Origin of the sequence: Nostoc sp. C052 (genome assembly GCF_013393905.1) — a bacterium.
Taxonomy (GTDB): Bacteria; Cyanobacteriota; Cyanobacteriia; order Cyanobacteriales; family Nostocaceae; genus Nostoc.
In genome coordinates, this window is sequence record NZ_CP040272.1 from 7,092,450 (window position 1) to 7,108,418 (window position 15,969).

The 15,969-nt window shown below is 43.7% G+C and carries 8 protein-coding genes; all 8 read right to left on the reverse strand.

Translation table 11 applies throughout. The features are described 5' to 3' along the window. Positions 1–191 precede the first annotated feature (191 nt). The 8 genes from FD723_RS29375 to FD723_RS29410 all read right to left on the reverse strand — a co-directional run bounded on the left by FD723_RS29375 (position 192) and on the right by FD723_RS29410 (position 15,733). Complete coding sequence (locus FD723_RS29375; RefSeq protein WP_179068498.1) at positions 192–911, reverse strand: chromophore lyase CpcT/CpeT; 720 nt, start codon at positions 909–911, stop codon at positions 192–194. A 227-nt stretch (positions 912–1,138) separates the two neighbouring features. Further along, a complete protein-coding gene (gene bioF / locus FD723_RS29380) occupies positions 1,139–2,320 on the reverse strand; it encodes an 8-amino-7-oxononanoate synthase (RefSeq protein ID WP_179068499.1) in 1,182 nt (393 codons plus the stop codon). Between the two features lie 176 nt (positions 2,321–2,496). Continuing rightward, positions 2,497–3,129, reverse strand: coding sequence for a Holliday junction branch migration protein RuvA (gene ruvA, locus FD723_RS29385; RefSeq protein WP_109007998.1), 633 nt, complete (start codon positions 3,127–3,129; stop codon positions 2,497–2,499). Next, positions 3,129–3,887 carry a sucrose-phosphate phosphatase gene (locus FD723_RS29390; RefSeq protein WP_179068500.1) on the reverse strand — a complete coding sequence of 253 codons (759 nt, stop codon included), beginning with the start codon at positions 3,885–3,887 and terminating at the stop codon, positions 3,129–3,131. Before FD723_RS29390 ends, ruvA begins: the two co-directional genes overlap by 1 nt. Positions 3,888–4,266: 379 nt before the next feature. Then, positions 4,267–9,171 (reverse strand): PAS domain-containing protein, encoded by a 4,905-nt coding sequence (locus FD723_RS29395; RefSeq protein WP_179068501.1) that lies wholly within the window; start codon positions 9,169–9,171, stop codon positions 4,267–4,269. Between the two features lie 945 nt (positions 9,172–10,116). Continuing rightward, complete coding sequence (locus tag FD723_RS29400) at positions 10,117–13,002, reverse strand: response regulator (RefSeq protein WP_179068502.1); 2,886 nt, start codon at positions 13,000–13,002, stop codon at positions 10,117–10,119. 2 nt (positions 13,003–13,004) lie between these two features. Continuing rightward, complete coding sequence (locus tag FD723_RS29405; RefSeq protein ID WP_179068503.1) at positions 13,005–13,478, reverse strand: response regulator; 474 nt, start codon at positions 13,476–13,478, stop codon at positions 13,005–13,007. Continuing rightward, positions 13,475–15,733, reverse strand: a complete 2,259-nt coding sequence (locus tag FD723_RS29410; protein WP_179068504.1) for an ATP-binding protein — start codon at positions 15,731–15,733, stop codon at positions 13,475–13,477. The genes FD723_RS29405 and FD723_RS29410 overlap by 4 nt, the downstream gene beginning before the upstream one ends. Positions 15,734–15,969 lie beyond the last annotated feature (236 nt).

A 15,969-nucleotide genomic window follows, 5' to 3' on the forward strand; every position in this document is an offset into this window, starting at 1 on the left:
CTTCATTCATAACATTGGTTTGCTGATGATATAATACTCAATTTAAAGAAATGCTGTAATCCAAGTTTATGATAAATGCCAAAACAAAGATGATTTTAAATATCCGATATATCTTTTGCTTCCATCTCCAACACCAAATTTGACTAAAAGATGTGGGTGAATTAAAATAAATCGCAATTAGACAGAGACTCTTAGCTGACTGTTGATTTTTGTTTATGTTTGCGTAAAATTGTTTTGCTTGTACCCCAAAAACCTATAGCTAGTATTCCTAATGTGAAAGAGGGTTCAGGAATAGAGTCAACTCGGCGAAACTCAATCGGCGTACCGAAAAGCAAATTACCATTGGCTCCAAAAATCTCGTCTAAAGAGTCGATACCATTTTCAAAGACAGTTACACTAGAAATCACCTTACCACCAGAACTTGTTGGACAGCCATTAGGAGAGTTATTTCCAATGTAGTCAGTCGGTTCCCACAAAAGTTGCAAATTGCAGCTTGTTGCTAAAACCTTGCTAGAGTCAAGAGTATGTTCCGACTCTGGTCGATTACATAATCCTGTAACAGAATAGTTTGTATCAAAGGCACGAATGCTGAGATTTACTGCTGAATTCTCTTGGCTAAAAGAATAAAGACGGAAGCGATTAATACTTTTTTGCTCAAGATAAATATTCTGTGTTCCAGCTACAGGGTTTGTATTGGTCAATTCTACACTACAACTTGACAGAGTGATCGGTGGAACTGAAGGGTTAGCTGTCACTTGTTGGGAGTTATCGAACAAACCAGTAAACCACTGTGTTACTTGTTTGACTTGTGTTTCAAGTGGTGGCGCAGTAATAGCATTAGCACGAGTTGCCTGAATAAGTGTGAATGCTGAAAATAATGCTGTCAGAGTATATACTTTGATGAAATTCATAAATTAATGCAACATCTGAAATTTCAAAGTATTTTATCTTACTTTTGCTATGACACAATGCTCAGTTAGGAATAAAAATTAAATAACATACAATTTTTGTCTCTGGTTTATCTCACCCTCAATGCCTCTCCGATATATTGGAGAGGGAAGCTAGAGACTGGATGAGTTTTGCATCTTATTTAATCCACGTTCCTTAGTTAGTTCGGCATCGATAAGACTATCTTCAATTAATCTTTCAGTACTGCTACCAATTTTTCAATATGCACTGCTTCGTGAGTTGCCATTAAAGATATTCTGATCCGACTTGTGGGCACTGTGGGAGGACGAATTGCTGGGGCAAAAATGCCAGCATTTCTTAGCTGTTTTCCAGCTTGGAGGGCATCTTTGGCACTAGGCAATTGAAAACATAATATTGGTGATTCTGAAGGCAGTAATTTTAGATTGGGTAACTGTTGTTGCAGCAAACTTTTCAAGTAATGTACGTTTTCCCACAATTTGTTCCGGCGTTGCGGTTCTTGTTGCACTATCTTGATTGCCGCTAAGGCTGCCGCCGTATCAGCAGGTGAAAGCCCAGTGGTGTAAATCCAAGTAGGTGCGCGGTTTCGCAAAAAGTCGATTAGGGCGCTACTTCCTGCCACATACCCACCTAAACTAGCCAAAGCTTTACTTAAGGTGCCAATTTGAATTAATGGCTTTCCCGTACATCCAAAATGTTCCACACACCCAGCGCCAGTTTTTCCTAGTACGCCAGTGGCATGAGCTTCATCGACTAGTAGCATACAGCTAAATTCATCAGCAAGATCCAATAGTGCAGGCAATGGACATAAATCGCCATCCATGCTAAAGACACTATCAGTAAGAATCAAACAGCGTCGGTAATTTTGCCGCTGTTGACTCAAGTGAGTTTTTAAGACTTCTACATCACAGTGCGGGTATTCTACAAATGCTGCACCGCTGAGAATCGCTCCATTTTTCAGACTGGAATGATTGTACTGGTCAGAGAAAATTAAATCACGCTTGCCTACCAAAGCAGTAATTGCACCCAAATTGGCTAGATACCCGGAACTAAATACCAAGGCATCTTCTGTTTGTTTGGTAGATGCGATCGCCTCCTCTAACTCCCTGTGTAATTCTCGATGCCCACTGAGTAATCTAGAACCAGTACTACCAGTGCCAAATTGGGCGATCGCAGCCGTCGCCGCTGCCATCAACCGCTCATCCCCAGCCAATCCCAAATAGTCATTGCTGGCAAAATTAATTACCTCTTGCCCAGCTAAAACCACCGTTGCACCCGGACGACCATCGATAGGTTGTACTGAACGATACCAGTCTGCCCGATGAATTGTTGCTAAGGACTGTTCTAGCCAGGCATAAGGTTCGCGTCGCTTCGCTCCGAATTCAAAATTCAAAATGACGCTCACAGATTCGCTAACGCTACGCTAACAAAATTCAAAATTAATGATCCCTATAAATAATAAATAAATTTAGGGACTTGTATTATGAGTTGTTTTTGGTCAGTGGGCATAAGGGGGGCAGGGGGAGAATAAGAAATAACTAATGACAAATGACCAATGACCAATGACAATTAAACTTGTTCGCTACTGAGATGAGCGATCGCTTGTTTAATCCAGTCTTCGACATAAGCATCTTTGGGTAGTCCGATGTCTTCGCTGACTACGTGCAGGGCGTGACTGACCTCATGGGCAGTGTATCCCAAGGCGAAGAGGGTCATTTGCACCTCTTCGAGAATTCCTGGTGCAGGCCCGCCTGTGGCGACGAAGAACCCGGCTGATTTACGCCACTCGACCAATTTGCTTTTCAGTTCCAAACAGATGCGTTCAGCGATTTTTTTGCCCACACCTGGAGCCTGAATGAGGATTTGTGTATTGCCAGCGATAATTGCTTGGACTAAATCTGGTAGTTCCAGAGTGTCCAAAAGGGCGATCGCTAAGGCTGCACCAATCCCTGTGACAGTCAGCAAGTGGCGAAATAAATCGCGTTCGGCTGGGGAAGCAAAGCCATATAGAAAGGGCACTTCTTCCCGAATTTGCAAATGGGTAAAAATTTGCGCCACTCCTCCTGACTCTGGTAACTGATTGGCTAGCCGTTGGGGAACTTGCAAATCATACCCCAAGCCATTCACTTCCAGAGTCAGAATCACGCGATTAGCGCCAATTGTTTGGATACCAGCGACTATACCTTTTAAATAACTAATCATTACAAGAGACCAAAATAATGTAAGCCTTCGATAATTCCACCTGCACAAAAACCTTTTGCCAGGTAGCGGTAGTCTGCGGGATACTCATTGTGCCATTGGAGTAACTCTTTGCGGGCATTCCCCACAATGATTCCCCGTTCGTTGCCTACAGCAAATAAAGCAATATCATTACCTGAATCACCACAGACAACTGTTTGTTCTGCTGCAAATTTCCACTTCTGGCGTAAAAATTGCATTGCTTGACCTTTATCGCTGGTGCGGGGTACAATGTCAAGGTCTATATCGCTACTGTAGATTAACTTTACATTTAATTTATATTTTTGCAACTCCGCTTCAAGTTGTGGTAGAACATTCGCAGATGCTTTTTGTTTTAAAAAGAAGCTGACTTTGAAAGGACGCTGTTCTGAATCTGGTTGCCGTACTAAGTCATGGTATTTCTCCGTAACAGATAATATTGCTTCGCGTTCCCATCCCGGAGATAAGATTTCTGCCCAATCTGAATCTTGTGTATCAGTACCATTGAGGTAAATTTCAGTACCCACAGAAAGGACGAGGGCATCTGGTTGCAAAAGATTTTTTTGAGCTTGGAGTTCTTTGTAAAGTACAGGCGATCGCCCAGTAGAATAAACAATTTTAGTCCCGTATTCTTGGCGATGTCTCTTCAGCAGTTGATTCAGTTCTGGTAAAGCGCTATCATCGCCGACGGTGCGATATACGAGGGTATCATCTAGGTCTGTTACAAACAGAAATGGTTTCATGATTAGACCTCTTGCAAAATTTCGTTATTCTAACGCGTGAAGAAAATTTTGCAAGAGATTTGTTTACTAAAAAAATGTTATATCAGACAATAAATTCGAGGTTCAATTAAGCATTGAACTGTTTTCTATATAAAGCTTAGGATATGTAGAACAACACCACATCACCACATTTGGCTGCTTTTTGAAAGAACTCCACCACATAGATATAGTAAATAGCCTTCCGATTTACGATTTCACTAGTTCATCATCTCGTTCTCATACTCTGCATGGGAAGCACCAAAAAATAATGTAGAGACTTAGTGCTACGTCTCTTTCGCTTAATGCACTATGATACAATCAATTAAACCACAGATAAGTAGTTAAAAAGAGTTAAACCGAATCATTTTGAGGAATGAGATGGTTTACTGTGTACCAGTGCTACCACAGCTTGAACTAACTCTTCTGGATCGAGGGGTTTGGTAACGTGTCGTTGATAACCACTGGTTATAACTCGCTCGTAATCATCAACTCTGGCATAAGCAGTCAAAGCGATCGCAGGAATTTCTCCCCCTTTTTCAGGCGTTAAGGTGCGAATCTGTTGAATCAGGGAATAACCATCGACTTCGGGCATCCCAATATCACTGACTAAAACATCGGGTTGAAAAGATTCTAGGTTTGCTAAAACTTCTGCCGCAGAGGCAACAGTCAAGACTTCTGCTCCGTACTCAGTAAGTAATACTGTTAATAACTCACGGGCATCGGCATCATCATCAACTGTGAGAACTCGAATACCCGTAAGTTCGAGTGCTGGTTGTGGCAACTCATCTGGCTGCTTGATTTCCGGTTCAATATTCAGCAGTGGCAACTGGACTGTAAAAGTGGCTCCCAAGCCTTCACCTGGACTATCAGCCGTGATGGTGCCACCGTGAGCCTCAACCAACTGCCGGACGATCGCTAACCCCAATCCTAATCCCCCATACTTGCGAGTAACCGATACATCTTCTTGACGGAATGACTCAAAAATATGCGGGAGAAACTCAAGGTTAATGCCTTTGCCAGTATCACTGACGGTAATCTGTGCCTGATTATCGACTAGCTCTAGTCGAATTTCTACCCGTCCTCCGTTAGGGGTAAACTTGATCGCGTTAGAAAGTAAATTCCAAACGATCTGTTGCAGGCGGTTAGGATCTCCAGAGACTTGCCCAATGTTCGGTAGTACCGGATGCAACAGAATTGATTTGGCAATGGCTGCTGTACTTACCGTGTCGATGGCAGATTCAATGACAGATGCTAGATTCACAGGAGTAGCCTCGATGCTGAGTTTGCCGCGCAGAATCTTGGCGACATCAAGTAAGTCATCAATCAGTTGAGTTTGCAATTTGGCGTTGCGTTCAATGGTGGCTAAAGCTTCGGCTGTTTTGGTTTCATTAAATTTGCGGGTTTGTAGCAGTTTTGTCCAGCCGAGAATTGGGTTAAGAGGCGATCGCAATTCATGGGAGAGAACGGCCAAAAACTCATCTTTGATCCGATTGGCGCGTTCGGCTTCTGCTCTGGCTGCTTGCTCTTGGGCAAGTAGGCGATTGCGTTCAACTTCTAGTTCCTTTTGATCGTGAATATCTGTGCAGGTGCCAAACCATTTCACCACGTGTCCATGTTGGTCTTTTAGCGGCAGTCCTAGTACCAAATGCCAACGGTAGCTGCTATCAGCAGCTCTTTTAAAGCGGTATTCGTGGCGATAGCTACTGCGACGATCCACAGCATTATTCCACATAGATTGAGCTGCTTGTCTATCGTCTGGATGAACGGCTGATATCCAACCATTTCCTAAAATCTGTTCAAAGGTCAATCCGGTATAGTCACACAATCTTTGATTGGCGTAATCGCACGAACCACTGGCATTACAAGTCCAAACAAGTTGCGGAATCGCCTCCGCTAGGTAGCGGTAGCGTTCTTCACTTTGCCGTAATTCTTCCTGTACCTGTTTGCTATCGGTGATATCTTGCACGTTGCCCAGCATCCTTACCCCATTGCCCACAGCATCATAGAAAACCTTCGCTCTAGCTGCTAACCAGCGAATGCCATCAGGGTGTAAAATGCGGTAATCAGTTTCATAATACTCTTGCTGTTGCTGAATAGTATGATTCACTATTTCATTGGCAGAGTTGCGATCGTCTGGGTGCAAGCGGTTTAACCACTGTTCAAAGGTGACTTCCTGTGTAGTTGGGTCAAACCCCAAGAGATTGCAGTACTCTTCAGAGACATGAGCTATGTTGCGGGTAACGTCCCAATCCCATACTCCCGATCGCGTCGCTTTGTACGCCAGTTTCAACCGGGCTTCGCTCTCCTGCAATAGGAGTTCTGTCTTTTTGCGCTCAGTGATGTCTCGTGAAATCAATAAGATTCGTTCCAACTGCCCGGAAGCATCTACAATCGGGCTAACGACCACTTCCCACCATTTGGGAGTGCCTTTTACAGTTGGGCAGTATCCGCGAAAAATGCTGACTTCACCTGTTTTAGCAGCAGCGAGTGCCTGCTCTGCTTGTTGCCGATAGCCGTCTTCCCATAAACAGAGCCATTCAATATTCAGATAGGAATTTAAGTCTTCAATTTCCATCAAACATAGTCCACCTGTATTCATATACAGGAGCCGCCCGTCGAGGCTTAATACCTTGATGCAGTCAGAACTACTATCTAAAATACGGTTTTTAAATTCTTCACTCTGGCGCAAGGCTTCTTCGGTTTGTTGGCGAACGGTGATATCTCGCCAAGTGGCAACAAATCCATCTCCAAATTTAGCTACGCGGATATCAAAGGCTCTAACTAAGCGTTGTTCTCCGTACTCATCTTCATAAACTAAACTGTCTTTAATCAGCGGTTGTCCTGTTTCTACTACCTGGCAATATTCATCAAACAATCCACTTTCCCGATGCCCTGGTAGTAATTTACACAACCCCTGCCCAATCTGCTGCTCATAAGTCATTTGATTGTTGAGACAAGCCGCATTATTGACATATTCAGTCACAAAATCGACAATCTGCCCCTGCTCATTCCGCACAGTGCGATATACCCCAAAGCAGTCCAGCATATTTTCAACCGATGTGCGGAAGCGTTCTTCACTCTTTCGCAAAGCAAGCTCTGCCTGTTTGCGATCTGTGACATCATGATGAATGCCTGCCATTCGCAGGGGATTGCCCTGTTGATCGCGCAAAACCACTTTTCCGTAGTTGGCAATCCATTTCCACTCCCCAGACTTGGTTAACATCCGATATTCAAATTTGTAAGACACCGAATCGTCCTGAAGATGGGCATTCAACCGTTCCATTACCCAAACTTTATCGTCAGGATGAATTAGTCGCTCCCAACTGCTAAAGTCATCCGGTAACTCTCCTTTTTCATATCCCAGCATTTCCAGCCATCTGGAACTTAAATAATCTTCATTGGTAACAATGTTCCAATCCCATAGACCGCCACCAGAACCTTCCAGTGCCATTTGCAGGCGTTCTTCACTGTTTCGCAAAGCTTGCTCTACCTGTTTGCGATCGCTGATGTCTTCGGCAATCCCGGCAAACCGATAAATTTCTCCTGCTTCATCTCGCAGGGGAAAACAGCGATCGTGAACCCAGCGTAAAGTACCATCGGGTAAAATAATTCGATATTCTTCATCAAATTTACCTGCGACAGCTTTTTCATGAAACGCTCTGTCTGTCGCTTCTCGATCCTCTGGGTGAATACGATCGACCCATGCTTGTTGTCCTTGATACAATTCCTGCGGGTTCAATCCCCACAGTTTTTTATATGCAGGACTGACATAGCTAACTCGATTTTCCAACACTTCTTTGATCCAGAACACCGCATCAATATTTTCTGCAAGCTGTCGAAAACGTTCTTCACTCTCGCGCAGAGCTTCGGTTGACTGTTTGCGTTCGGTGATATCTAGATCGATACCAGCCATCTGAATTGGTTGCCCGTGTTGGTTGTATAGCACCTTGCCCTGGCTCAGTGCCCAGCGAGTAGTACCATTGGGATAGACTACCCGAAATTCAATGTCATAGTCTTCGCCAGTGACGATAGCACGATCGACGGCTGCCAGCACGCGATCGCGATCGTCAGGGTGGACTCGCGCGGCAAACATCTCGAATGAGCCGTCAAATTCTCCTGGTTGTAGTCCAAATAAGGCTTCCAGGTTATCCGACCAGGAAATTTTTCCCGTCTGGATGTTCCAGTTCCATGTTCCCATCCGAGAGGCTGACAGTGACAATCGCAGCCATTCTTCGCTCTCCCGTAATTCTGCTTCTACCCGTCTGCGCTCGGTCAGTTCATTCTGTGCTTGCTGATAGAGTTCCGCCTGTCGAATTGCAATGCCAACTTGAATCGCCAGTTCTTTGAGCAAGTCGATCTCTAAAGGTTGCCACCTTCGAGGAATTGCACAGTTATGAGCAATTAGCAACCCCCAAAAGTGGTCATCGTAAATAATCGGCACGACCAGATTAGCTTTTACTTGAAACTGAGCCAACAATTCAACGTGGCAGGGATCAATACTACTATCCTGAATATCAAATATTGCCGTTACATAACCCTGACGATAGCGTTGGATATAATTCTCGACAAAGGCGGTATCGTAGCTGACAGTTTCCGACGGATTCCATGCAAGGTAGTTCTCCGCGAGGCAGGGATCATACATAGTCTGGGAGAGCAGCGATCGCCACTCTGCCCCAACTGATTCTGCGATTACTGTGCCATCGCCATCAGGTTTTAACTGAAAAACCAAGACGCGATCGGTGTGCAGAAATTCTCTGACTTCGGCTACAGTTGTTTGAAGAATTTCACCCAGATTCAGCGATTGGTAAATTTTCTGGGTAATATGTGAGACTACGCGCTCTCGTTCAATCCGCTGTTGTAGTTGGGTATGTAGCCGGACTGTTTCAACTGCCCCATTGACTGATATTTGCAGCCCTTCTGGGGTGATTTGCTCTTTGACAATATAATCTTGTGCGCCCGCTTTGATCGCCTTAACTGCGATCGCCTCATTGCCCTGCCCGGTGACGACAATCACAGGTAGGCAAGGCTGTTGGGTGGAGGGTTGCAATTGTGCCAGAAATTTCAGTCCGTCCATGTCGGGCAGTCGATAATCAAGCAACACAGCATCAGGCTGATGTTGCTGCCAAAGTTCTAGCCCTTGTTGTCCCAGCCCTGCTTCTAGGATAGTGTAAGAAGATTCGCGATCGCGCAGCAAATACCGCCGATAGAGTTCTCGATCTTCTGGGGAATCATCGACAATTAAGAGAGTGCGCTGTTGCTGAGACATTGTGAATTAATTAATCAGGTAGATGATAACCCACCTTCCGCAGGTTGGCATAGAAAAATTGACATTTTCACGAAATCCTAGAACCCTCATGATGCCAGGATTTTACCATATTTGATAGAATTTATTGGATCGCTCTTTACATCTACTTTGCGTTAACTTGTTTGATAATTTTAATGTATAATTTTTTCTTTAAGTAATTGTCAAATTTATATCACTTTTCCCAGAGAATAATCTATAAATATTTATTCATTAATACAAATTATCGATGAAGATAGTCATCGCAATTCTAAATCATTTAGGAGAAATTAAATTGCTGGAAAGCTTATAAATAGGTGATTGTAATCTTATTATATTCTCACCTTTGAATTCGGATTGCGATGTCTGATTCATTAGTTATCATTGTGGGCATCTAGGTAAAAATATTAAAATCCTCTTTCTCTCTGCTCCCTAAACTTTGCAGTCTGAATGATATTTTTTTTACTCAGTATGATGTTAGACCAATGGCAGAACATATACAAACTAAATGCGATCGCTGTGATCACAATTGTAAATATACTCAATAAGTAAAATAGATATAAGTCAACACAGTTTAGTTCAGCCTAAAACTCAACTTTGACACAGCTTGGGTTGAGGAACGAAACCCAATATTTTCATAGATTTGTTGGGTTGCGCTTCAATACTTCTCGCTTAAGCATTTTTAACTCGGAATCGGGTTTGGGGTAAAGGTTAAAGGGTAAGTATTAAAGGTTTTTTCTTTCCCTTTTCCCTTTCCCCTTTTCCCCTTAACCAAGAAGTATTGGGTTGCGCTTTGCTTCACCCAACCTACAATTTCTCTACGAGCTTTTTATTATGGGTGTTTTAGTGAATTTTATATTAATAAATATGAGTTTAAAAAATATTAGTTTTTTTACTATATCTGCGGAATATTAAGTTGAATTATAATTGCTAATTGTCAGTTTTTGAGAGTTGCTGGGCGATCATCTCCAATAACTGCTTAAGTTTTATCGGCTTGGCTAAGTAGTGGTTTGCACCCGCCTCTACACACCGTTCTAAATCTCCCGGCATGACCAAAGCTGTCAGAGCAATGATCGGAATTGAGTGGGTTTTGGTATCGGCACGAATTTGACGGGTTGCCTCTAATCCATCCATCTGTGGCATTTGAATATCCATCAAGATGAGATGAGGCTGATGCTGTTTAGCCATTTGTACGGCTTCTAAGCCATTGCGGGCAAGCATAACCTGAAAATTATATGCCTCCAGGTAACTCATGAGCGTAGTGATGTTGGCTTCATTGTCTTCTGCTAACAAAATTTTGGGGGTTTGGGCTGATTCTGCCGCAGCAATGACAATGGCAGCTTGTGGGTTGGGCGATTGAACCTTTGCGAAAATCCGGTTTAATGCTTGATAAAACTTTTGTCGCGAAAGAGGTTTTAAAAGATATTCAGCAGATTCTAATTCTAAAATGCGCGATCGCTCATCCACCACTGAAATGAGAATAATCGGAATATTCTGAGTCTGGGGATGTGCTTTTAACTCCCTTAATACTTCCCACCCAGAACTATTAGGCAGCAAGATATCTAGCACAATCACATCTGGTTTGACTTGCAGAGCAACTTTCAAGACACCTTCCCCAACTGGGTGAATTACAGTAGTTGCGCCTAATTCCGCAAAATATCGTTTAATTTGGTTGGCAGCCACACCGGAATCTTCCACCACTAAAGCTTTTTGGATTTCACCTTCGTTCAATGGGGCTTCAGGTAATGGTGAGTCATCTTGTTTAAATAAGGGATGCCACGGCAACATGACACTAAAGCAACTCCCTCGTCCCACCTCGCTCTCGACGTGGACGCTGCCACCATGTAAATCGACAATACGTTGGATAATCGATAATCCTAGTCCGGTTCCTGTGTAACGTCGTGACAGGGAACTGTCTAACTGAATAAACGGCTGAAATATCTGGCTTAAATTTTCTGGAGAAATCCCAATTCCGTTATCAGTTACCCGAAATTCAACGGCTTGCTGTGGCGAATTCATCTTGACTTCAAACTTAACGCGACCTCCATCGGGCGTAAATTTCACTGCATTTGTCAACAAATTGACCAACACCTGAAGTAATCTACGTTCATCAGCTTCGATCTCGGTGATGGTTTGATCGATTTCGCAGGTTAGTTGAATTTGTTTTTGTCGAGCTTGTTCGTTGACAAAATTGAGGCTAGACTCACAAATCGAATGAAGCGAGACTGGACGTAATTCAATCTCCATCTTGCCTGACTCAATTTTAGATAGGTCTAAAATATCGTTAATCAATGCCAGTAAGTGTTCCCCACTCTGTTCGATAGTCTGTAAAAACTGGCTTTGTTTCGGGGTTAAGCTGCCAAACACTTCCTCTAATAAGGCTTCAGATAATCCGAGAATTGAGTTGAGAGGGGTACGCAACTCATGACTCATATTCGCCAGAAATTCGTCTTTGAGTCGGGCGGCTCTAGCTAATTCGGCATTGGCTAAACTGACACGCTCACTACTATGACGCAGTTGGGCTTCTGCCTCTTTCAGCTTGGTAATATCTCGTCCCACAGATTGAAATTCTGTACATTGTCCTTGTTGATTAAATATCATGCGGTTAATCCACTGAGTCCAGCGAATTTCGCCGTTGACAACGACTCGGTTCTCAATTGTGATGGTGGGATTTTCGGCACTCATGGAATTTACCAACCGAGTCACCATTTCCCGATCCTCTGCAAAAATCACAGGTTGAAAACTCTTACCAATAATTTCCTCTGGTTTTAGCCCAAAGTAACGACAATAGGCGCTATTCACAAACTGAATGGTGGTATCGGGTAAATACCGAACAATTAATTCTGTTTGATCTTCAACAATGGCACGATAACGGGCTTCACTCTGCTGCTCTAGTTGGGCATAAGCATTAGCTTGCTGGAGAGCAATTCCCAGGTGAACTGCAAGTTGTTGGAGTAATTCAATTTCTATCAACTGCCACGATCGCGGGGCAGTACAATGATGGGCAATCAGAAGTCCCCACAATTGGTCATCTCGCAAAATGGGAACAACCAAATTTGCCCGTACCTGAAACTGTGCGAGAAATTCCACATGACAAAGGGCAAGACTGCCGTCATAAATATCAGATTTTGCCATTATCCGCCCTTGCTGATAGGGTTCTATACAACCATCTGCAAAGCAAGGGTCATAGATTTTAGCAGATAGGACTGCTCGCCATTCTCCGACAACAGATTCGGCGACAACGATGCCATTTATGTCAGAGTCTAACTGAAAAACAATGACGCGATCGGTCTGGAGAAACTGGCGCACCTCATTGACAGTGGTTTGGAGAATTTGATCTAGTTCCAGTGATTGGTGAATTTGCTGGCTGATTTGTCTAGTCAAGCGTTCTCGTTCAATTTGCTGTTGCAGTTGGGTACGCATCTGCACACTGGCGATCGCTCGATTTATTGCCAGGTGTAACCCTTGCGGGGTAATTTGCCCTTTGACTAAATAATCTTGTGCGCCGACTTTCATCGCCTGAACTGCGATCGCTTCATTACCCTGTCCCGTTACCATAATCACAGGCAAGCAAGGCTCTTGCAGTGAGGATTGTAACCGAGCCAGAAATTCCAGTCCGTCCAGATCGGGCAGTCGATAATCAAGTAAAACCACATCTGGCTGATGTTGCTGCCAAAGTTCTAGACCTTCTTTAACCAGTGTCGCCTCTAAAATGGTATGGGAATATTCCTGATCACGCAGTAAATACCGCCGATAGAGTTCTCGATCTTCTGGCGAATCATCAACAATTAAGACAATGCGCGATCTCTGACTCATGACTAATCCTTGGGATAATCAGGCAGTGTCGTCACTTCAAACCAATATTCCACAAGCATCTGAATATCTCGTTTCAGTTGAGCAAAATTGATTGGCTTAACAATGTAGCTGTTTACACCGTATTGATAGCATACTTCAATATCTTTAGGATTGTTAGAGGTAGTAAACACCACCACCGGAATCATCTTCAAGTTGTCATCCTGTTTAATCCGGCGTAACACTTCTCGTCCATCGGTTCCGGGCAGGTTCAAGTCAAGTACAATCAAGCCGGGACGGGGCGCACTTTCGCGCTCCACATAGCTACCAGTGCGATAAAGAAACGCCAAGGCTTGTTCTCCATTCACACACCTCTGAATAGCGATCGCAATGGTAGAACGCCCTAGAAATCGTTGCAGTGCCTCAAAGTCTTCGTTGCTATCCTCGACAATTAAAAGTAGTGGCGTTTCCTGCATCGGGGAGACTGAAATCTGAGTCATGTATTTGCCTCTGCCGACAGGGTGAAGTAAAATGTACTGCCTTCAGTGGGTGTTGATTCCACCCAGATTCTACCACCGTGACGCTCCACAATTTTGCGGGCAATGGTTAATCCTACCCCAGTTCCACCGCCAAAGTCATCCCGTCCATGTAAGCGGCGGAAGATTTGAAAGATTTTGTCGAGATGCTCTTGAGAGATGCCAATGCCGTTATCACGAACGTAGAAAGTTAGAGAAGTAGAAGCAACTTTTCTTTCTCCATTGCCTTCGATGAAACCAATTTCGACCCACTTCTGGGGTTTATCATTGTACTTAATGGCGTTGCTAATCAGGTTGCTAAAGAGTTCATTAATCTGAGCGCGATCGCCTTGAACGCTCTTCAGGGGTTGAGGAATGCGAAACTCAACTTCACTCTGTGGTCGGGAAATGGTCAAGGTGGTGATTACCTGGGGTACTAACTCATTCAGATTCACTGCTTGCCGGATCAGTTCGGCGCGTCCCAACCGCGAAAAATGGAGGAGGGAATTGATCAGGTCTTCCATTCGCTGCGTCAGTCGCACCAAGGTTTGCAGTTTGGCCATTCCATTGCTATCTAGTACATCTGCATAGTCTTCCATTAAGAAGTTCGCGTAGTTATGAATGCCCCGCAGCGGTTCTTTGAGGTCATGAGAGGCAACATAAGCAAAAGAATCAAGTTCTTCGTTACTCCGTTGTAATTCAAAATTCATCGATGCCAGTTTGTCTGCCTGCCGCAACACAACGCCCACAATCAGGCTTCGCAGTTCAGCAACCACTTCAACTTCACAGGGTTTCCAGGGTAGGGCAGATCCTTGCACAGTTTCTTGCCATAATTCAAAGGATTTGCGAGGAGATATTCTTAAACTACCATTTGAGAAAACTTCCACAGGCTTGTTGGGGTTACCACCCCAATTCACCGTTTGAATTACCTCTGGACGAAACCAGAGAATGTAATTGTGGTGAACTTTGGAAATTTCCAGAGCTAATACGCCACTAGCGATCACTTTAAATGATTCAGCAGCAGGGTAATTTTTCGAGAGCGATCGCGTCTCAAACAAGTTATGATGCAGTTGAGGTTTAATCCAATCAAGCAAGGCGTGAATCTCTGACTCAGATGGGGTTTTACCTACTTGAATATACTGGTCGCCACTACATATCACCGCTCCCGTGGCGCTGACCAGATTGAGTAATTGAGATTTCATTTGCACCATGCCATCCAGGAAATACTCAGCCTGAGACAAGCCTTCCACAAATTGCGTTTGCAATGACTTTAATTGACTTTTGTAATCAATATCTTCACTTGCTTCTTTATTTGCCAATTCTACAGACATCACCTGTCCAATGAACTCGCAGATGGTGCGGATATTGTAAGAAATATATTTGGGTGAAGAATGGTGACAGGCAATCAATCCCCAAAGCTTTTGCTCGTGCATCAGAGAAATAGACATGGAGGCGGTCACGCCCATATTTTGCAGGTACTCTAGATGTAATGGAGAAACACTCCGCAACACTGATAAACTGAGATCCAACGGTTGATTTGTCAAGGGATTGTTTGTTGGAATTAAGGTGGCAGGCTGGTAGCTGGCATTTGGAATCAGCCGCAGCCAGTTCAGGGTGTATAGCTGTCGGGCTTGCTTGGGAATATCAGAGGGCGGATAGTGTAAATCCAAATAGGGCGTTTCCTGATTGGTGTCTTCAGCGATGACACTGCCTGCCCCTTCGCGATCAAATCTATAGACCATGACGCGATCAAAACCAGTAATTCGCCGGACTTCTTTCACCACAACCTGGCACATTTCTAGCAGCGTTGGAGTTTTCTGAATACGGGAAATGGTTCCTCTTACCTGTTGATAGAAGTCAAAAAAGCCTGTTTTTTCCTTAGATTTTTTCGGTTCTAATTCCAGAATGATAATATTATCGAAACGATGGACAATGCCATCAAAATAAATTGATTTATTTTGATATTTGATGGATATATTTAAGGGATTAACGCTCTCAAAGTCCTCTGTCAGACATTGTTGAATTAGTTTAATCTGCTTGACATTAAGTAAATCTGATAGCGGTTTGCCCAGCAATTCATCAGGTTGACGACCAACAACTTCCTGGCTGTTACTGCTCACCTGAATGATTTTCAGGGTGGGATCTTGCAAAACCAGTAAAACCCCGTGAGGCTGGATCAAACTGGGAATGTGGATCGGTTCGCGATCGCAATTTGTCAAATCAATGATTTCATCAGTCATTCTCTGTTTGTCCAACTCCTCATTAGAACTCTGGCTTAAATAATTCGTAATTCGTAATGACGCTCGAAGACTCGCTACCGCTGCGCTAACGTAATTCGTAATTAAGTTACGGGGATTTAGACGCGATAAATCGCCGTCTCGACAAGTGTTTTGTTGCTCATTCTGAACTGTATTGGTTTATATCTGAGATTTTGAGTCCTGCATTTTGTACCTTACCTAAAAGCAAACTCCTGTAT

Bases quoted from the DNA above. Each gene is read 5' to 3' on its own strand.
- ruvA (WP_109007998.1), bottom strand. From the start codon at position 3,129: ATGATTAGTTATTTAAAAGGTATAGTCGCTGGTATCCAAACAATTGGC.
- FD723_RS29400 (WP_179068502.1), bottom strand. From the start codon at position 13,002: ATGAGTCAGAGATCGCGCATTGTCTTAATTGTTGATGATTCGCCAGAA.
- FD723_RS29405 (WP_179068503.1), bottom strand. From the start codon at position 13,478: ATGACTCAGATTTCAGTCTCCCCGATGCAGGAAACGCCACTACTTTTA.
- FD723_RS29410 (WP_179068504.1), bottom strand. From the start codon at position 15,733: ATGACTGATGAAATCATTGATTTGACAAATTGCGATCGCGAACCGATC.
- FD723_RS29375 (WP_179068498.1), bottom strand. From the start codon at position 911: ATGAATTTCATCAAAGTATATACTCTGACAGCATTATTTTCAGCATTC.
- FD723_RS29395 (WP_179068501.1), bottom strand. From the start codon at position 9,171: ATGTCTCAGCAACAGCGCACTCTCTTAATTGTCGATGATTCCCCAGAA.
- FD723_RS29390 (WP_179068500.1), bottom strand. From the start codon at position 3,887: ATGAAACCATTTCTGTTTGTAACAGACCTAGATGATACCCTCGTATAT.